Genomic DNA, 16,345 nt, shown 5'->3' on the forward strand with positions numbered 1-16,345 from the left:
GGCTAGACCGGGCGGCCGCCGCCTGTACCGCCGGTAAGTGTTCCGTAATCGGCGAACCCGGCCCGGCGGCGGCCGCCCGGTCTAGCCTGCCCTCGAGGGCCGGTACGCGGACGGTGCGTGGCGCGGGGACGCCGTGCCGGGCCGACGGGGACGCTCCGTCCGCCCGTCCCGATCGGTAGGAGGAGAGCCGTGCCAGCGAGCCCTCGCCCGAGCCCGGAGGATCGCCCCGGGTCGCCGGGTGACCGGCCGAACCCGGCCGGCGCCCCCGGGTACGCCTTCCCCGCGCGGCTGTGGCAAGCGCTGGAGCGGCACCGCCCGCCGGGCGCCCGGGCCGCCACCGAGGGGTGGCGCAGTCCACTGCGCGGTCCGTGGCTGACCGCCGTGTACGGCGCGGCGCTACTCGTCACCCTGCCCCTGGTGATCATCACCGGCCTGCTCGACTACCTCGCCTACGGCCCGCAGTTCGGCCAGGCGTTCCCCCGCGACGTCGGTTGGCTGCGGCTGCCCCCGTTCGACTGGCCGACCCGCCCGTCCTGGCTGTTCCGGCTCACCCAGGGCCTGCACGTCACCCTGGGGATCATGCTCATCCCGGTGGTGCTGGCCAAGCTCTGGTCGGTGATCCCCAAGCTGTTCGACTGGCCACCGGCCCGGTCCGTGGCGCAGGTGCTGGAGCGGCTGTCGCTGCTGCTGCTGGTGGGCGGGATTCTCTTCCAGATCGCCACCGGCCTGTTGAACATCCAGTACGCCTACCTGTTCGGGTTCGACTTCTACACCGCGCACTACTTCGGCGCCTGGGTGTTCACCGCGGCGCTGGTGGCGCATGTGACGCTGAAGCTGCCCCGGATGGTGTCCGCCCTGCGCTCCCGGCCCCTCGCCGCCGAGCTGCGCACCCCCCGGGCCGGCACCCGGCCCGAACCGCCCGACCCCGACGGCCTCGTGGCGCCCCGACCCGGTCCGCCCACCGTCAGCCGACGCGGTGCGGTCGCCCTGGTCGGCGGCGGCGCGCTGCTGCTGGGCGCGCTGACCGTGGGGCAGACCCTCGACGGCCCGCTACGGCGCACCGCGCTGCTGCTGCCCCGGGGCCGCGATTCCGGCGCCGGGCCGAACGGTTTCCCGGTCAACCGTACGGCCGCGGCCGCGGGCGTGCAGGCGAGCGAGACCGGCCCGGGCTGGCGGCTGACCGTACGCGGCGACGGCCGTACGGTCACCCTCGACCGGGACGGGCTGCTGGCCCTGGCGCAGCACACCGCACGCCTGCCGATCGCCTGTGTGGAGGGCTGGTCCACGCGGCAGAGCTGGACCGGGGTGCGCCTGCGCGACCTGGCCGCGCTGGTCGGCGTGACCGACCCGTCCGCCGCCCACGTCCGGTCGCTGGAGCGGGCCGGCCTGTTCAACCAGGCCACCCTGCAGGCCAACCAGGTTCTCGACCGCGACTCGTTGCTGGCGCTGCGGGTCAACGGCGCCGACCTGTCGGCCGACCACGGTTACCCGGCCCGGATCATCGTCCCGGCCCTGCCCGGGGTGCACTGCACGAAGTGGGTGGCCAGCATCGAGTTCCGGACGCGCCGCGATGGGTGAGCGGGGCGGCCAGCTGCGGGCGGGCTACGGCGCCGGGCCCCGGCACCTGCTGGTGCTGCTGGCCTGTTTCACCGTCACCGGCTGGGTGGTGCTGCGGCTGGCCGGCGAGGCGACGGCCGGCCGGATGCTGCTCTGGTTCGTCGGCGCGGTGATCGCCCACGACCTGGTCCTCTTTCCGGTCTACGCCACGGTGGACCGGGCGCTGCGCCGGGTGTTTCGGGTGGGCGCCCGCGCGACCGGGGTGGGCCGGCCCTCAGCGCTGAACCACGTCCGCGTCCCGGCCCTCGCCGCCGGCCTGCTGTTCCTCGTCTTCCTCCCCGGGATCCTGGGGCTGGGCGGGCAGACCCGCCTGGCCGCCACGGGCCACGAGCCGCACCCGTACCTCGGCCGGTGGCTGGCCGTCAGCGGCCTGATGTTCCTGCTCAGCGCGGTCGGCTACGCGCTCCGGCGGCTGCGCCGACCGCACCGCTGACTCCCCGACCGCGCCCTCACCTCCCCGACCGCGCCGTCGGCACCGGCCGCATGGGCCGTGACCCGGCGTAGTCGGGCCGGCGCGTCACCGGGGGGCGACGAGATCGGCGTAGTCGGCCGCGGTGAGCGGCTGCTGGGTCAGCGACCCGTCGGCGCGGGGCACCCCGAGCGGCGTCCCCGCACGCAGGAACGAGACGGTGTCGATGTCGTCGCGGGCGGTCAGCGTACACACGATCTGACCGAAGGCCAGCACCTCGTCACTGCGGCCGGTCTCCTCGCCGGGCGCGCCGACGTCGACCTCGGCGCGGGCCTCGCTCACCCGGGCGGTGGCGGTGGTGACGGCGCCGGGCAGGGCGGTGGTGAGGCCGCGGTCCCGTTCGGCGGCAGTGGGACCGGCGAGCAGGTGCGCGAGCTGCGCGTCGACGGTGGGTACGCCGTCGACCCGGCGCTCGACGGTGACCAGGCGGTCGTCCCGGACGAGGCAGAGCACCTCCGTCACCGGGCCCGCGGGCGGGACCGGCGCGCCCGTCGCCGGGGACGGGAACGGCCCGGGCGGAGGCGGCACGGTCCGGGGTGCGCCCTCGGTGGGGACGCCGCACCCGGCGAGCAGCACGACGGCGACGAGCGCCGCGACCGGGCGGATCATGGCAGCGCCCCGGGCAGTTCGACCCGGAAGCGGGCCCCGCCGCCGGGGCGGTCGCCCACCGTGACCCGACCGCCGTGGGCGGCGGCGTGCTGGGCGACCAGGGCCAGCCCCAGGCCCGTGCCGTCCCCGGCGGCACGGGAGTGGGCGGCACGGCCCCGGACGAAACGGTCGAAGATCGCCTCCCGGTCACCGACGGGCACGCCCGGTCCCTCGTCGTCGACCTCGACAATCCCGGTGCCGCCCTGTCGCGACAGCCGCACGGCGACCGGGCCGCCGCCGTACCGCTCGGCGTTGTCGACCAGGTTGGCCAGGATCTGCGCGAAGCGGCGCTCGTCGACCAGCCAGCTCGGGCCGAGGTCCTCGGCGGCCTGTACCAGGGTGTCCGGCAGTCGCCGCGCCTGGCACGTACGGCGGGCCAGCACCACCACGTCGACCGGCGCCCGGTCCGCCGCCTGGTCGCTGCGGGCGAGTTCGATCAGGTCGTTGACGAGCCGCTGGAAGCGGGTGATCTCGTCGGCGACCAGCCCGGCCGCGGTGGCGGTGCGCTCGTCGAGGCGGTCCCGCCGGTTGGCCAGCACGCTCGTTGCGGCGGCCAGGGTCTGCAACGGTGAGCGCAGCTCGTGACTGACGTCCGCGGCGAACCGGCGGTCCCGTTCGATGCGGCGGGAGAGCTGGTCCACCATGTCGTTGAAGGACGTGGAGAGTCGGGCGAGATCCGGGTCGGTCGTCGAGGCCAGCCGCGCGGTGAAGTTCCCCGCCGCGATCTTCTGGGCGGCGTCGGCGACCGCGGTCAGCGGCCGCAGGCTGTGCCGGGTGGCATACCAGCCGAGCGCGGCGCCCGACCCGGCCACCATGATGGCGACGGCGGTCAGCGCGAGCGCCAGGACCTGCAACGTATGGTCCAGTTCCCGCAGCGAGGTCAGTTCGTAGTAGCTGATCGACGGGGCCAGGGGCACGCCGACGAGCAGTGTGGGTTGGCCGTTGACCTGCACCCGTTGCACGGCCGGCGCCCCGGCGCGGACGAGCTGTTGCAGCTCCTGCGGAACGGCGGCGGTGAGGCCGGTGTCGGCCGTGCGGCCGTACCAGTCGTCGCCACGGTGCAGCAGCGGGCGGCGGTTACCTCCGGTGTCCAGCGACCGCAGCACCTCGACGATGTCGGGTTGCTCGGTGTCCAGGCCGCTGCGCACCACGGCGGCGTCGAAGTAGGCCGCCCGCAACGCGGTGCGCTCCCGCTCGTCGAGCAGGGAACGTCGGGTCAGCTCGTACGAGACCAGAGCCATGGACGCCGCCAGCAGCAGCGCGCCGACGGCGAACCCGGCGGACACCCGGGCCCGGAGTCCGAGGCGCCTCACCGGTGCAGCTTGTAGCCGAGGCCGCGCAGCGTGACCAGGTGCCGGGGGTTGCCCGGATCATCCTCGATCTTCTGCCGCAGCCGCCCCACGTGCACGTCGACGAGCCGCTCGTCACCGGTGTCGTAGCCCCACACCCGCTGCAGCAACTGCTGGCGGGACAGTACCCGACCGGCGTGCTCGGCCAGCTCACAGAGCAGCCGGAACTCGGTCCGGGTGACCGGCACCGTTCGGCCGGCCCGCCGCACCTCGCCGGCGTCCGGGCTGATCTCCAGCTCACCGCAGGTGAACACGGGCACCGGCGGCGCGGCGCCACGGGTCCGGCGCCGCAGGGCCCGCAGCCGGGCCGACAGCTCCTTGACCGCCACCGGCTTGACCACGTAGTCGTCGGCCCCGGCCTCCAGCGCCGCGACGATGTCGTGGGTGTCGTCGCGGGCGCTGACCACCACGATCGGCACGTCGTCGTCGCGGCGGAGCTGCCGAATGCACTCGAATCCGTCCAGACCGGGCAGCATCAGGTCGACCAGCACGTTGTCGGCCGGGTCCCGGCGCTGCATCCGCAGCCCCTCCTCCGCGGTGGCCGCACCGCGGACGGTGTAGCCCTCGTCCTCGAGCGCGAGCAGCAACGCCAGACGGATCCGGTCGTCGTCCTCGATCACCAGCACGCCCGTCATACCGGCATCATCCCCGGCCGGGTCCGGGCCGCCCAACCGTGCCCAGCGTTCGCGGAATTTGTCACGGAACTGTCATGCAACCGCGCGGTCCGCGCCAAGGCCGGCGCGCAGGGTGGTGGCCGACCGACGGCAACAGTGGGGAGGGATGCACGTGACGCGGCCGCAGGCGCACCCGGAGTACACCGTACCGCTGATCGAGATCGGCATCACCGAGGAACTGGACCTGGCCCGCGTACCGGAGGCCGGTGCCGTCTTCGACCGGATCCTGTCTCTGCACCCCCGGCACGTCGTGGTCGACCTGTCCGGTTGCCGGCACATCGACGCCGCCGCGATCGGGCTGCTGCTGGACGTGCATCGCAGGCTCACCCGTCGTCGCGCCGTGCTCAGCATCCGCGACCCTAACCCCCGCATCCGGCGCATCCTGCAGTCCGCACAGTTGGACCAGGTGTTGCCGGTACTGACCGGGCCCGCCCAGGCACCCGGCGGCGCCCAGGTCGACGCCGCCGACGCGCCGGGCGGGGACGCGTCGGCGGGCCGGAATCCCCCCGCCCGGCCCGCCGACGCCCCGGTCTTCCACGGTCGGGCGACCGTCGCCGCGCAAAGCTGACCCGTCGGGCGGACCGCCCGACCCGCACCCGGAAAGGAGCGGGCCGATGACCGTCGCCGGTCTGGTCACCGCGCTCGCCGTCGGCCTCACGGTGGCCGCGCTGAGCCGGCTGGTCGTGCCGGGTAGCCGGAGGGTCCCGCTCTGGCTGGTCCTGGTGGTCGGCGTCGTCGCCGCCGTCTCCGGCACCGTTCTCGCCCGCATCGCCGGCGTCGAGGCCGGGCCGGCGGACCTGCTGGGTCTCGGCGTGCCGGCGGGCTCGGCCGGCCTCGGCGCCCTGCTCGTGGCCGCCACCGCCGGATCCCGGCAGTCCCCGCCCGGATGAGCGGGACCGGACGGCCGGGCCGGCGGCACCGGGACGACGCCCGAGCCGACGGGTTCCGCCGACCTCGTGGAGGAAGTGACATGACCGTCGTATTGGACGACCACGTGATGACGTTGATCTGCGACAGCTGCGGAGAGACGATCACGGGGGTGGCCCGCGTGCTGCCGGACGCGGAGGTCGTCTGGACTCTGGTCTCCGAGCACGGCTGGAGCGGCTCGCCCTTCGCCACCGGGCCGCACCGCTGCCCGCGCTGCGGCCCGGTGCCGCCCGACCGCACGCCCGGCGGCGCGGAGACCCGCCGCGACGGCCAGGCGACCGCCGGTGTGCTGGGAATCGACTACCTCGACGAGGTCGCCGTGGTAGCGGTCGCCGGCGACCTCGACCTCGACGCCGGTGACGGCCGGGCTGCGGTGCGGCAGGCCATCGACCCCGACGGCCGCCGCCGACCGGCAGTGGCGGCGCCCCCGGGTGGATTCCGGTGAACCACCGCCGGGCAGCCGGCGCCCCGACCGACCGACACCGAGACAGAGGACATCCCCATGCTGCTGCCCTGGCCGTACCCCGATGACGAGGCGTCCCACGCCGGCTCCGGCCGGCCCGAACGGGACGACGAGGACATCCGGCTCGCCGCGCTGGTGGCGCAGCGGCTGAGCATCGACTGGACCACCCGGCGCCAGCAGATCGTCGTGACGGTGCAGAACGGCGTGGTCATCCTCACCGGTCGCGTCACCGACCCGTACGTCCGGCAGGCGGCCGGTGAGCTGGCCTGGGACGTCCAGGGGGTCAGCGACGTCTGCAACGCCCTGCGGCTCGCCGGCGCCGGGCGGTCCCGCGGCTGACCGCCCGACGCGATCCGGGCCGGGAGCGCGACGGCCCCACCGGCGCCGGCCCGCGCCGAGCCCAGGTGCGCACCGTGACATCATCCCATCCGTGCTGGTGACGAGCGGACGTACGTCGACGGCACCGGCTCGGCGACGGGCCGGTGCGCCGTGCCGTGGTTGAGGCGGCGGCCCACCTGGCAGCGGCGGAGCGACCGGTTCCGCCACCCCGCGCGGGTGATCACGATCGGCTTCGGCCTCGCGGTGGCCGTCGGCACGGCCCTGCTGTCCCTGCCGCCGGCAACCCGGTCGGGGCAGCGGGCCGACCTGGTCGACGCGCTGTTCACCGCGACCTCGGCGGTCTGCGTGACCGGCCTGGTCACGGTCGACACCGGCAGCTACTGGTCGGGCTTCGGCCAGGCGGTGATCCTGCTGCTGATCCAGGCGGGCGGGCTGGGGATCATGACCCTGGCCACGCTGCTCACCGTGCTGCTGTCCCGCCGGCTGGGGCTGCGGGCGAGGTTCCTCGCGCAGGCCGAGACCAAGAGCCTGGACCTGACCGACGTACGCGGGGTGGTTCGCCGGATCGTGCTGTTCAGCCTGGCCAGCGAGGCGGTGGTCGCGGTGGCGCTGACGCTGCGCTTCGCCACCGCGTACGACCAGCCCTTCGGCGCGGCCGTCTACAACGGGGTGTTCCACGCCGTCTCGGCGTTCAACAACGCCGGTTTCTCCACCAACGCCGACAGCCTCGTCGGCTTCGTGGCCGACCCCTGGGTCAGCCTGACCGTGGCGGCGGCGGTGATCCTCGGCGGCCTGGGTTTCCCGGTCGTGTTCGAACTGGCCCGTACCTGGCGCCGCCCGGCGCTCTGGTCGGTGATGACCCGCATCACCGTCGTTCTCACGGTGAGCCTGCTGACCCTGGGCACCCTGGTGCTCACCCTCACCGAGTTCTCCAACCCGAGGACGCTCGGTCCGCTGTCGGGGCCGGAGAAGCTGCTGGCCGGCTTCTTCGCCTCGGCGATGACCCGCACCGCGGGGTTCAACAGCGTGGACGTCGGTGCGATGCGCCCGGATAGCCTGCTCGCCAGCGACGTGCTGATGTTCATCGGCGGCGGCAGCGCGGGCACCGCCGGCGGGATCAAGGTCACCACGTTCGGGCTGCTCGCCTTCGTCCTCTGGTCGGAGATGCGCGGCGAGCGGCACGTGCACGTCGGTAGCCGGCGGGTCCCCGGCAGCAACCAGCGGCAGGCCCTGGCGATCGCGCTGCTCGGGGTCGGCGCGGTGGTCACCGCCACCTTCCTGCTGCTGGCGATCACTCCTTACCGGCTGGACGTGGTTCTGTTCGAGGTGGTGTCCGCGTTCGGCACGGTCGGGCTCTCCACCGGGATCACCGGTAGCCTGCCACCCGAGGCGGACCTGCTGCTGGTCGTGCTGATGTTCGCCGGCCGCATCGGCCCGCTCACGCTGGCGTCTGCCCTGGCGCTGCGGGACCGGACCCGCCGCTTCGAACTGCCCGAGGAGAGGACGATCGTTGGCTGACCGACAGAGCGAACCGGTGGTGGTGATCGGGCTGGGCCGCTTCGGCAGCGCGCTGGCCCTGGAGCTGGTCAGCCGGGGCACCGAGGTCCTCGGCATCGACAACCGGCCCAAGGTGGTGCAGTTGATGGTGGGACGGATCCCGCACGTGATCACCGCGGACACCACCGACATCGAGGCGCTGCGGCAGCTGGGTGTGGCGGAGTTCCACCGCGCCGTGGTGGCGATCGGCACGGACATCCAGGCCAGCATCCTCACCACCTCGCTGCTGTCGGAGCTCGGCATCGCCGACATCTGGGCCAAGGCGATCAGCGACCAGCACGGCAACATCCTCACCCGGGTCGGGGCCCACCACGTCGTCGCGCCCGAGCACGACATGGGCGAACGGGTGGCGCACCTGCTGTCCGGCCGGATCCTGGACTACGTCGAGGTGGACGCGGACTTCGCCGTGATCAAGACCAAGCCGCCGCGGGACGTGGTCGGCGTGCCGCTGCGCGAGTCGCGACTGCGCAGCAGATGGGGCGTCACCGTGGTGGCGGTCAAGCCGCAGGCCGCGCTGGCCGGGCGGCAGCCCACCTTCACGTACGCCACCCCCGACACCGTCCTCAGCTACGGCGACCTGATCCTGGTCGTGGGTGCCGTCGACAACGTGGAACGCTTCGCCGCGGCCGAGTAGCCCGCCCCGGGCCTTTCGGGCCCGCAGCACCGTGGCGCGCACCTCCTCCTCGTCGGTCGGCTCCCGGTGCTCGCCGAATGAAGGCCAGACTGCCGGGCCAGTTGACGAGCGATCGTGTCGCCGCACCCTCCCGCCGTGGCGGCGCTTACCCGCGCCGAGGGCGGGTAGTCGCCGTCCGTCGACCGGCGGCCGACCGTCCGGCCCGGTCGGCGGAGGGCGAGGTGGATGGTGCCGGGACCGTGGTTCGGGATTGTCGTGGCGCTGCTGTGGCTGGCGGTGGGCGTCGGCACGGCGGCCGTGTTCGTCACCCGCGGCGGGCACCGCAGCCTGCTCTGGTATCTCGTCGGTGGCCTGCTCGGCCCGCTGTTCGTCCCGATCGCGCTGGAACGTGGGCGGGCCCGGACGCGGCGGGTGGACGTGCGGGGACGGCCCCAGGCCGCGGCGGCGCCGTCCGGCACGGGACTGAAGGTGCTGGTGGGGCTGGACGGGTCGGCCGATTCGGACCGGGCGTTGCGGGCCGTCGCCCGTGCGCTGACCGGCACGGCCAGCGAGCTGGTCCTGGTGACCGTGACCAGCCCCGACCTGGTCGGCGCCGACGCGGATCGCGAGCACGACCGGGCCCGCCGGATGCTCGACCAGTTGGTGAGCCACCTGCCGGACGGGCTGCCACCACCGACCACCGAGGTCGTCACCGGGCACCCGGTGGACGCACTGCTCGCCGTCGCCGATGACCGGGACGTGGACCTGCTGGTGGTCGGCCGTGCCGGCCACGGGCTGGGCGAGCGGCTGCTGGGCAGCGTCGCGGAGGGGCTGGCCGAACGGTCCACCCGGGCGGTGCTGCTCGGCAGTCTGCCCGGCCGCTGACGCCGACGGGATCGGCCCGGATGCCCGGTGCGGGACGGCCGGCGCCCGCGCTAACCGAACTGGTCGCGGCGAGGACACCTGCTGCCGGGTCCGGTACGCCTCTACTGACCTGCCACCCGCCCGCGTCGGGTCATTGCCGGGTGCGGGGCAGCCAGCCCAGGAAGCGCGTCCGCGCCCGGGCGGGCGGCAGCGCGGGCAGGTCCTGGGCGGCGGCGACGAGGCACGACCCGAGGTAGACGGCCAGGGCGGCCCGGGGCCCGCCGAACTCCGCCAGCAGTTGGCTCTGCTTCGTCGGGCAGGGCCAGTCCCGGCCGCACCCGGTGCAGGTCCAGGCCGGTGGCCAGGGCAGGTGCTCGGGCACCCGGACCGGCCGGTACCGCCGGGTGGCGCCGTTGCCCCGGCGGGGGTCGGACGGTGGCCGCGCTGTGTCGGCCAGCCTGCCGGCTCCGGGCAGGCGGCTGCGTACCGCGCCCAGGATCACCCCGACGCGGACGAGCGCGTCCGGTCCGACCCGCTGGCCCAGCAGCGCGGTCAGCACGTGGTGCCCGAGCCGGTCGAAGGAGTCGTCGGTCAGCGCGAGGTTGCGGCAGAGTTCGTGGAACCGGTGCGGGGCCGACGAGGTCTGCTCGACGAGCGCGCGGTGCAGGGCGTCGCGCACGCAGGCGGCCACCGCCGCCAGGCCGGGGCCCAGCCGCGGGGCCAGGACCTCGTCCTCCGCCATCCGTTCGAGAGCCTGGTTCGTGGTCAACCGGACGATCATCCCCTGGTCCGGGGTGTCCACCATGTCCATCCTCTCCGAGAGGGTCGGTCAATCAGGACGCGGACCGCCGGGAGGCCGAACACCCGCCGCGCCGGCGCCGGCGCTCGCCGGTCGGCGCGGACGGGTCCCCCACGTCGGACCACCTCCCGAGGATCATGCGTGGCATCCGTGCCGCCTAGGCCCGGGCACGCACGGAGGACGCGGGGCCTGTCCGGAAAACGAAGCGCTGCTTCGACACCAATCGATCGGTCGTGTGGACTGTTCAGTCCGGAAGCGCTGCCGTATCGTCATGGCCATCGGTGTGGGAATCCCATGGAGGCGGAGTGATCACGCCAAAGCCGGACACCCACCGGTTCGAGGCGTGCGACCCCGAGGTCATCCACCACTTCCTGGTCACCTCCTACGGGGTGAACATGCGCATCCGGGGCGGCGAGGGCGGCTACCGGTTCCGCCACCACCGCCGCGACGCCGGCCCGTTCCGGCTGGACAGCACCGAGCAGTCCACCAGCCTCGAATTCGACGTCGAGGGCATGGACGAGCTGGTCATCTGCCAGGCGACGACGGCCCGGGTCGCCGGGGGCTGCGACGGCGTCGACGAACGGTTCGGCCCGGGCGAGGTCTTCCTCGCCGCGAAACCCGGGCTGCCGTACGGCGGGCGCTGGCACCCCGGCCGGCTCGAGGTCTGCCTGCTCGACCCCGCGGTGCTGGCCCAGGTGGCCAGCACCGCACCGGCCCGGCGTCCCGGCCCGGTCCGGTTCACCGCCCTGCGGGCCGCCTCGCCGGTGCTGGCCCGGCACTGGCGGGGCACCGTCCGCTTCATCGACGACGTCGTGCTGAGCAACCCGCAGGCCGCCGCCCACCCGCTGGTGATCGGCAACGCCGCACGGATGCTCGCCGCCGCCGCGCTGGCGGTCTTCCCCAACACCGCGGTCACCGAACCGGCGGTCGAGGACCGAGCGGACGCCGGAACCAGCACGCTGCGCCGGGCGCTCGCGTTCATGCACGAGCACGCCGACCGGGACATCAGCGCGGTCGACATCGCCGCCGCCGCCAACGTCTCCGTACGCGCGGTGCAGCTCGCCTTCCGCCGCCACCTGGACACCACGCCGATGGCCCACCTGCGCCGGATCCGTCTCGACCGGGCGCACCACGACCTACTCCGCGCGGACCCGCGCCAGGACACCGTCTCCGCGATCGCCAGCCGCTGGGGGTTCCTCAGCCACAGCCGGTTCACCGCCCACTACCACGCCGTCTACGGCGTACCGCCGAGCGAGACGCTGCACGCCTGAGCCGGGGCGGCCGGCCGCCGGGCACCTCCGGGCGATCCCGGGGCGGGCAATATCCGGCTGCGTTGAACGACCGGGGGGCCGGCGCCGTACGTCCAGGGTGAAGGGAGTTGCCCATGAAGCGCTGGACGCCGATGCTGACGCTGCTGACCGGGTCCGGGATGGCGGCCGTTCTGTTCACCATGAGCGCACAGGCGGCGCCACCGGCCGCACAGCCGGATCCCGGTGCGGCGGCCACCGCCAGCGCCTCGGCCGCCCCGCCCGCGGCTCCCGCCGCACCGGCCGGGGAGGCGCCGGCCGCCGACGTCCCAGAACCGTCGGCCACCCGGCCCGCCGCCACCTCACCGCCGGCCGCGCCGCCCGGCCCGGGGGACGCGGGCACGCCCGAACGGCGGGTGGACGGCAACTGGACCGGTCGCCTCGACAACGGCGCCACCATCGCCATCTCTGTCGAGGCCGGCGCGGCCGTCGCCTACGTCTGCGACGGCACACGCCTGGAGATCTGGCTCCGGGGCACCGCCACCGACGGCGACCTGGCGCTGACCGGCAAGGAGGGCGCCCGCCTCACCGGCACCGTCGAGGCCGGACGGGCCGCCGGGGAACTGGTCGTCGGTGAACGACGGTGGCGGTTCACCGCCACGGCGACCGCCGAGCGGGCCCCGGTGCTGTACCGCGCCACCGCCCGGGTGCGCGACGCGGGTGTGGACGGCGGCTGGATCATGCGGCCGGACGGGACCCAGATCGGGGTGGTCACCTGGAACGGCGAGCCGGTGGCCGCGCCGCCGCTGGACCCGGCGTTCGGCACCACCATCGTCCGGGGCGTACGCATCACCGCCGAGCCGGTGATCCCGGGTCCCGTGGCCGGTGGGTGATGGCCGAGCACCGGCGCGGCGGCGCGCACGCCGGGTACGACGGGCCGGCCGTCCAGGTGCTACCCGAGCCCGCGCCCGCCCGGTCGGCCCCCGCCCCCCGGGCGGCCGGGCCGACGACGCTGTTCGTCCCGCTGCTGGTCGGCGCCGCCGTGGCGGTCGCCCTGGGCGTCTACGGCCGGACCCACACGCCGACCGGGATCGCGGTGAACGTGGCGGGCTTCTCCGGCCCGCAGACCGTTAAAGTCTGGCTGGGCAGCGCGGCAGCACTCTTCGCCGTCGGGCAGCTGCTCTCGGCGCTGGCCATGTGGGGCCGGCTCGGACCGTTCTCCCCGTCCTGGGCCGGAGCCGCGCACCGCTGGTCGGGGCGGATCGCCTTCCTGCTCGCCGTGCCGGTCGCGGTGCACTGCCTCTACGCGCTGGGCTTCGCCGATCACGACCTGCGTACGCTGGCCCACTCGGCGCTCGGCTGCTTCTTCTTCGGCGCGTTCACCACGAAGATGCTCGCCCTGCCCCGGCCCGGGCTGGCCGGCTGGACGCTGCCGGTGCTCGGCGGGGTGCTCTTCACCGCGCTCATGGGGGTCTGGCTGACCTCCTCGGTCTGGTACTTCACCACGTTCGGCGTCCACCGGTGACGCCCACCGATCGATCCACAGGAGGCAGGCAGATGAGCGACGACCCGGGCCACGGCCCGTCCCGCCGGGCGGTGCTGACCGGGACCGCCGCGGCGGGCGTCAGCGCGCTGGCCGGCTGTCAGACGTACGGCCAGGCGGCGCCCGCCCCGGCCGCTCCCGCACCCGCCACCCCTGCGCCGGGCGCGTCCGCCCCGGATCCGACGGGCGACGGCACGGCAGCCCCGGCCGGCGGGCCGGTGTTGGCCACCGTGGCCGACGTCCCGGTCGGCGGGGGACGGGTCCTCGCCGCGCAGGGGGTCGTGCTGACCCAGCCGACGGCGGGCACCATCAAGGCGTTCTCGGCCCAGTGCACCCACCAGGGCTGCACGGTCACCTCGGTCACCGAGGGCACCATCGTCTGCGCGTGCCACAACAGCGTCTTCGACATCGCCGACGGCTCGGTGCGCAGCGGCCCGGCGACCCGGGCGCTGCCCGCGACCGCCGTGACGGTCGACGGCGACGCTATCCGGCTCGGGTAGACCCCGCTTCCCGGACGCGGCCGCCGCGGCCCGACCGGCGCCGCCGCACGGCCCGGCCCCCAGCGGTCACCGGGGGCGCGGCGGTCACCGGGGCGCGGCGGCCAGCTCGGCGAGCCGGTCGACCTGCCGTGGGTCGGCCAGCGCCGAGCCGACCGCGACCACCCGGACGCCGGCGGCCAGGAAGTCGGCGGCGTTCGCCGCGTCCAGCCCGCCGGTGGCGACGAAGCGCAGCTCGGGCAGGGGCCCGGCGACCGCCCGGAACCAGGCGGGCCCCAGGCTGACGGCGGGGAACGCCTTGAGCCAGCGCAGCCCGTGGTCGCGGGCCCGCTGCGCCTCGGTGGGGGTGGCCACCCCGGGCAGGTGCGGCAGTCCGTGCGCCGCGGCGGCGTCGGCCACGGCAAGGTCGAGGCCGGGGGCGACGGTGAACGCCGCCCCGGCCCCGGCCGCCAGGCGTACCTGCTCGGGGGTGTAGACGGTGCCGGCGCCGACGGGGTGCCCGCGTTCCCGGCCCGCCGCGACCGTGTCCCGCAGGGCGGGCAGCGCGTCCGGGGTGCGCACCGGCACCTCCACCACGTCGATGCCGAGGTCCCAGGCCCGGGTGGCGAGCCGGACCGTCTCGTCGGGAGGCAGGTCACGCAGGATCACCATCACCCGCGCGGCGGCGAAGAGCGGGGCGAAGTCAGGTGCGGCCATCGACGGTCTCCTTCGGCAGGTCGAGCCTCGCCCAGCGCTCCGCCGGGAGGGCGGCCAGCGTGTCGAGCCGGTCCCGGGCCGGCAGCGGGGCGGTGTCGCCGGGTACCCCGAGAGCGTGGGCGGCGAGCAGGTGGCCCCAGCGCAACCGCGCCACCGGGTCGAGCCCACACAGCCGGGCCGACAGCCACCCGGCGGCGAACGCGTCGCCCGCGCCGACCGGTTCGACCACCGGCACCCGCGGCGCGGGCACGACGGTGGCCGGCCCGTGCCGGGGCAGCTCGGTGGCGGCCTCCGGCCCGTCCTTGACCACTACCAGCTCGGGTGCGGGCAGCAGCCGGCGCACGTCGGCCGGGTGCGCGCTCCCCCACAGCGCCCGCGCCTCGTCCAACCCGACGAAGACCACGTCGGCACGGTCGGCGAGGCGGCGCAGCACCGGCCCGGCGAGGTCGGCGGACCAGAGCCCGGGCCGGTGGTTGACGTCGAAGCTGATCAGCGTGCCGGCCAGTGGCCGCCGGGTGAGCGCGTGCTCGACCAGGTCCCGGCAGGTGTCGGAGAGGGCGGCGGTGATCCCGGACAGGTGCAGCACCCGCGCGCCGGCCAGCCGGGGGTCGTCGAGGACGGTGCGGTCCAGCCGCGAGGCCGCCGACCCGGCCCGGTAGTAGTGCACCCGGGTGCCCGCCGGTCGCGGGTCCTTGGCGTACAGGCCGGTGGGGGCGGCGGGGTCGGTGCGCACCGACCCCACATCGACCCCGGCGGCGGCGAGGTGCGCGACGACGAGACGGCCGAACGGGTCGTCGCCGACGCGGCCGGCCCACACCGCGCGGTGACCGAGCCGGGCCAGGCCGACCGCCACGTTGGACTCCGCGCCGCCGACCCCGACGCCGACGCTGTCGGCCCGGTCGAGCGGCACGGACGCGGCCGGGGTGAGCACCACCATGGTCTCGCCGACGGTCACCACCTCCGGCCGCCCCGGGCCGGCGGTCCCGGTCACCCCGGCACCGGCCCGCCGGACAGCGCGGCGGCCGCCGTCCGGTCGAGCGTGCCGTCGGCGACCACCACCCGGTGCCGGCCGGCGCGGGTCGCGCCCGCCGACACCACCCGCGGCCGGTCGAACGCGAACGCCACGCACACCCCCGGGTACATCGCGGTCCGGACGAACCACCGGTCCCCCGCCCCGAGCCCCGACAGCACCAAGGTGTACGCGGACCCGTCCGGACCGGTACCGGTCAGCGCCACCCACGGCTCGGCGCTGCCGTTCACCGCCTCCTCGCCCTCGGCGGCGGCGGTGAACGCACGGGCCGGTGTGGCGCTCACCGCCCGCCAGAAGAACCCGCCGTAGCCCGCGCCGCCGGGGCGGCCGTTGGTGGCCGGGCTGCCCAGGGTGATGTCCCGATCGGCGGGGGCGCTCAGTGCGTACCCGACGTCGAGGGCCCAGGCCCGCTCGCCGAGCCGGAGCGCGGCCAGTTCCCGGCGCTCGGTGAGCAGTACCGCCCCGGTCCGGTCGCGCCATTCCAGGTGGTGCGCGAGCCGCTGCGGGGTCCGGGTCTCCCACCGGGTGTGCGCGATCCGGCCGTGGTCGTCGCGCCAGGTATAGCCGACGTCGCGGACGTAGGTGCGCCCGCCCCACAGGTTGGCGCCGGCGACGTCCTGCACGGCCAGGGACGCGCCGAGGTGCCAGACGTGGTCGGCCGGGAACGCGTCGGTCACCACCGTGCCGCCGAGGGTCCGCACCGGGTGCAGGTACGGGCGGGGACCGTGCCGGGCGTCCACCGCCGGGTCGACGACGTAACGGGCCACCGGCACGCCGTCGACGGTGAGCGCGGACTCCTCGCCGGTCACGGCTGCCTCACCGGGGCGAGCGGGGCGCGGTGCGCGACCGCGTGCAGGGCGGCGACCGCGTAGCCGGCGAGTATCGGCACCGCGATCGGGGTGACCAGCACGGCGAGCAGCCCGGCGACGACGCTCACCCCGGCGGCAGCGGCCCAGGTGACCGGGTGGGTGCGGCAGAGTTCGGCGGCGGCGCGGGCGGCGGCCCGCCAGCCC

Annotated in this window: 19 protein-coding genes and 2 pseudogenes; 13 read left to right on the forward strand and 8 right to left on the reverse strand. The window is 75.5% G+C overall.

What is annotated here, in order from left to right; all coding sequences use genetic code 11:
* Positions 1-288 precede the first annotated feature (288 nt).
* On the forward strand, positions 289-1,578 hold the full coding sequence (locus tag C1I99_RS19020; RefSeq protein ID WP_233512589.1) for a molybdopterin-dependent oxidoreductase: 1,290 nt from the start codon (positions 289-291) through the stop codon (positions 1,576-1,578).
* A complete protein-coding gene (locus tag C1I99_RS19025) occupies positions 1,571-2,050 on the forward strand; it encodes a hypothetical protein (RefSeq protein WP_111135570.1) in 480 nt (159 codons plus the stop codon). Before C1I99_RS19020 ends, C1I99_RS19025 begins: the two co-directional genes overlap by 8 nt.
* 84 nt (positions 2,051-2,134) lie before the next feature.
* Here the strand turns inward: C1I99_RS19025 and C1I99_RS19030 are convergent, their stop codons facing one another.
* From C1I99_RS19030 to C1I99_RS19040, 3 genes are read right to left on the reverse strand one after another with little or no spacing between them, the layout of a single operon-like run.
* Positions 2,135-2,695, reverse strand: a complete 561-nt coding sequence (locus C1I99_RS19030; protein WP_111135571.1) for a GerMN domain-containing protein — start codon at positions 2,693-2,695, stop codon at positions 2,135-2,137.
* Positions 2,692-4,047, reverse strand: a complete 1,356-nt coding sequence (locus C1I99_RS19035; protein WP_111135572.1) for a sensor histidine kinase — start codon at positions 4,045-4,047, stop codon at positions 2,692-2,694. The genes C1I99_RS19030 and C1I99_RS19035 overlap by 4 nt, the downstream gene beginning before the upstream one ends.
* Positions 4,044-4,718, reverse strand: a complete 675-nt coding sequence (locus tag C1I99_RS19040) for a response regulator transcription factor (RefSeq protein ID WP_111135573.1) — start codon at positions 4,716-4,718, stop codon at positions 4,044-4,046. The genes C1I99_RS19035 and C1I99_RS19040 overlap by 4 nt, the downstream gene beginning before the upstream one ends.
* A gap of 145 nt (positions 4,719-4,863) precedes the next feature.
* On the opposite strand from C1I99_RS19040, the gene C1I99_RS19045 reads away from it, so the two are divergent.
* The 7 genes and pseudogenes from C1I99_RS19045 (at position 4,864) to C1I99_RS19075 (ending at position 9,541) form a co-directional block, all read left to right on the forward strand.
* Positions 4,864-5,325: an STAS domain-containing protein gene (locus tag C1I99_RS19045; RefSeq protein WP_111135574.1), complete on the forward strand. Its 462-nt coding sequence runs from the start codon at positions 4,864-4,866 to the stop codon at positions 5,323-5,325.
* A gap of 46 nt (positions 5,326-5,371) precedes the next feature.
* A complete protein-coding gene (locus tag C1I99_RS19050; RefSeq protein ID WP_111135575.1) occupies positions 5,372-5,647 on the forward strand; it encodes a GlsB/YeaQ/YmgE family stress response membrane protein in 276 nt (91 codons plus the stop codon).
* A gap of 80 nt (positions 5,648-5,727) precedes the next feature.
* Positions 5,728-6,087, forward strand: a pseudogene (locus tag C1I99_RS35230) (STAS domain-containing protein); the annotation flags it as partial.
* 99 nt (positions 6,088-6,186) lie between these two features.
* Entirely contained in the window at positions 6,187-6,486 is a 300-nt protein-coding gene (locus C1I99_RS19060) for a BON domain-containing protein (RefSeq protein WP_111135576.1), read from the forward strand.
* A gap of 216 nt (positions 6,487-6,702) precedes the next feature.
* Positions 6,703-8,004: a TrkH family potassium uptake protein gene (locus C1I99_RS19065; protein ID WP_111135577.1), complete on the forward strand. Its 1,302-nt coding sequence runs from the start codon at positions 6,703-6,705 to the stop codon at positions 8,002-8,004.
* Positions 7,997-8,677 (forward strand): potassium channel family protein, encoded by a 681-nt coding sequence (locus tag C1I99_RS19070; protein WP_199562259.1) that lies wholly within the window; start codon positions 7,997-7,999, stop codon positions 8,675-8,677. Before C1I99_RS19065 ends, C1I99_RS19070 begins: the two co-directional genes overlap by 8 nt.
* Positions 8,678-8,902: 225 nt before the next feature.
* Positions 8,903-9,541 (forward strand): universal stress protein, encoded by a 639-nt coding sequence (locus tag C1I99_RS19075; RefSeq protein WP_111135578.1) that lies wholly within the window; start codon positions 8,903-8,905, stop codon positions 9,539-9,541.
* 130 nt (positions 9,542-9,671) lie between these two features.
* On the opposite strand, the gene C1I99_RS34080 is transcribed toward C1I99_RS19075, so the two are convergent.
* Positions 9,672-10,325, reverse strand: a complete 654-nt coding sequence (locus tag C1I99_RS34080) for a hypothetical protein (protein WP_233512586.1) — start codon at positions 10,323-10,325, stop codon at positions 9,672-9,674.
* Between the two features lie 299 nt (positions 10,326-10,624).
* On the opposite strand from C1I99_RS34080, the gene C1I99_RS19085 reads away from it, so the two are divergent.
* The 4 genes from C1I99_RS19085 to C1I99_RS19100 all read left to right on the forward strand — a co-directional run bounded on the left by C1I99_RS19085 (position 10,625) and on the right by C1I99_RS19100 (position 13,609).
* Complete coding sequence (locus C1I99_RS19085) at positions 10,625-11,590, forward strand: helix-turn-helix transcriptional regulator (protein ID WP_111135579.1); 966 nt, start codon at positions 10,625-10,627, stop codon at positions 11,588-11,590.
* A 113-nt stretch (positions 11,591-11,703) separates the two neighbouring features.
* A complete protein-coding gene (locus C1I99_RS19090; protein ID WP_111135580.1) occupies positions 11,704-12,459 on the forward strand; it encodes a hypothetical protein in 756 nt (251 codons plus the stop codon).
* Positions 12,459-13,091, forward strand: coding sequence for a DUF6529 family protein (locus C1I99_RS19095; protein ID WP_233512587.1), 633 nt, complete (start codon positions 12,459-12,461; stop codon positions 13,089-13,091). The genes C1I99_RS19090 and C1I99_RS19095 overlap by 1 nt, the downstream gene beginning before the upstream one ends.
* A 32-nt stretch (positions 13,092-13,123) precedes the next feature.
* The gene (locus tag C1I99_RS19100; protein ID WP_111135581.1) at positions 13,124-13,609 is read left to right on the forward strand and encodes a Rieske (2Fe-2S) protein; all 486 of its coding nucleotides are present in this window, start codon (positions 13,124-13,126) and stop codon (positions 13,607-13,609) included.
* An 84-nt stretch (positions 13,610-13,693) separates the two neighbouring features.
* Here the strand turns inward: C1I99_RS19100 and C1I99_RS19105 are convergent, their stop codons facing one another.
* The 4 genes and pseudogenes from C1I99_RS19105 to C1I99_RS19120 all read right to left on the reverse strand — a co-directional run.
* Positions 13,694-14,302, reverse strand: coding sequence for a bifunctional 4-hydroxy-2-oxoglutarate aldolase/2-dehydro-3-deoxy-phosphogluconate aldolase (locus C1I99_RS19105; RefSeq protein WP_111135582.1), 609 nt, complete (start codon positions 14,300-14,302; stop codon positions 13,694-13,696).
* The gene (locus C1I99_RS19110; protein ID WP_233512588.1) at positions 14,289-15,293 is read right to left on the reverse strand and encodes a sugar kinase; all 1,005 of its coding nucleotides are present in this window, start codon (positions 15,291-15,293) and stop codon (positions 14,289-14,291) included. Before C1I99_RS19110 ends, C1I99_RS19105 begins: the two co-directional genes overlap by 14 nt.
* Positions 15,290-16,141, reverse strand: coding sequence for a DUF6807 domain-containing protein (locus tag C1I99_RS19115; RefSeq protein WP_111135583.1), 852 nt, complete (start codon positions 16,139-16,141; stop codon positions 15,290-15,292). Before C1I99_RS19115 ends, C1I99_RS19110 begins: the two co-directional genes overlap by 4 nt.
* Positions 16,138-16,345 (reverse strand): annotated as a pseudogene (locus C1I99_RS19120) (hypothetical protein); the annotation flags it as partial. The pseudogene C1I99_RS19120 and the gene C1I99_RS19115, both read right to left, overlap by 4 nt.

Source organism: Micromonospora deserti (assembly GCF_003236335.1).
GTDB classification, from domain to species: domain Bacteria; phylum Actinomycetota; class Actinomycetes; order Mycobacteriales; family Micromonosporaceae; genus Micromonospora; species Micromonospora deserti.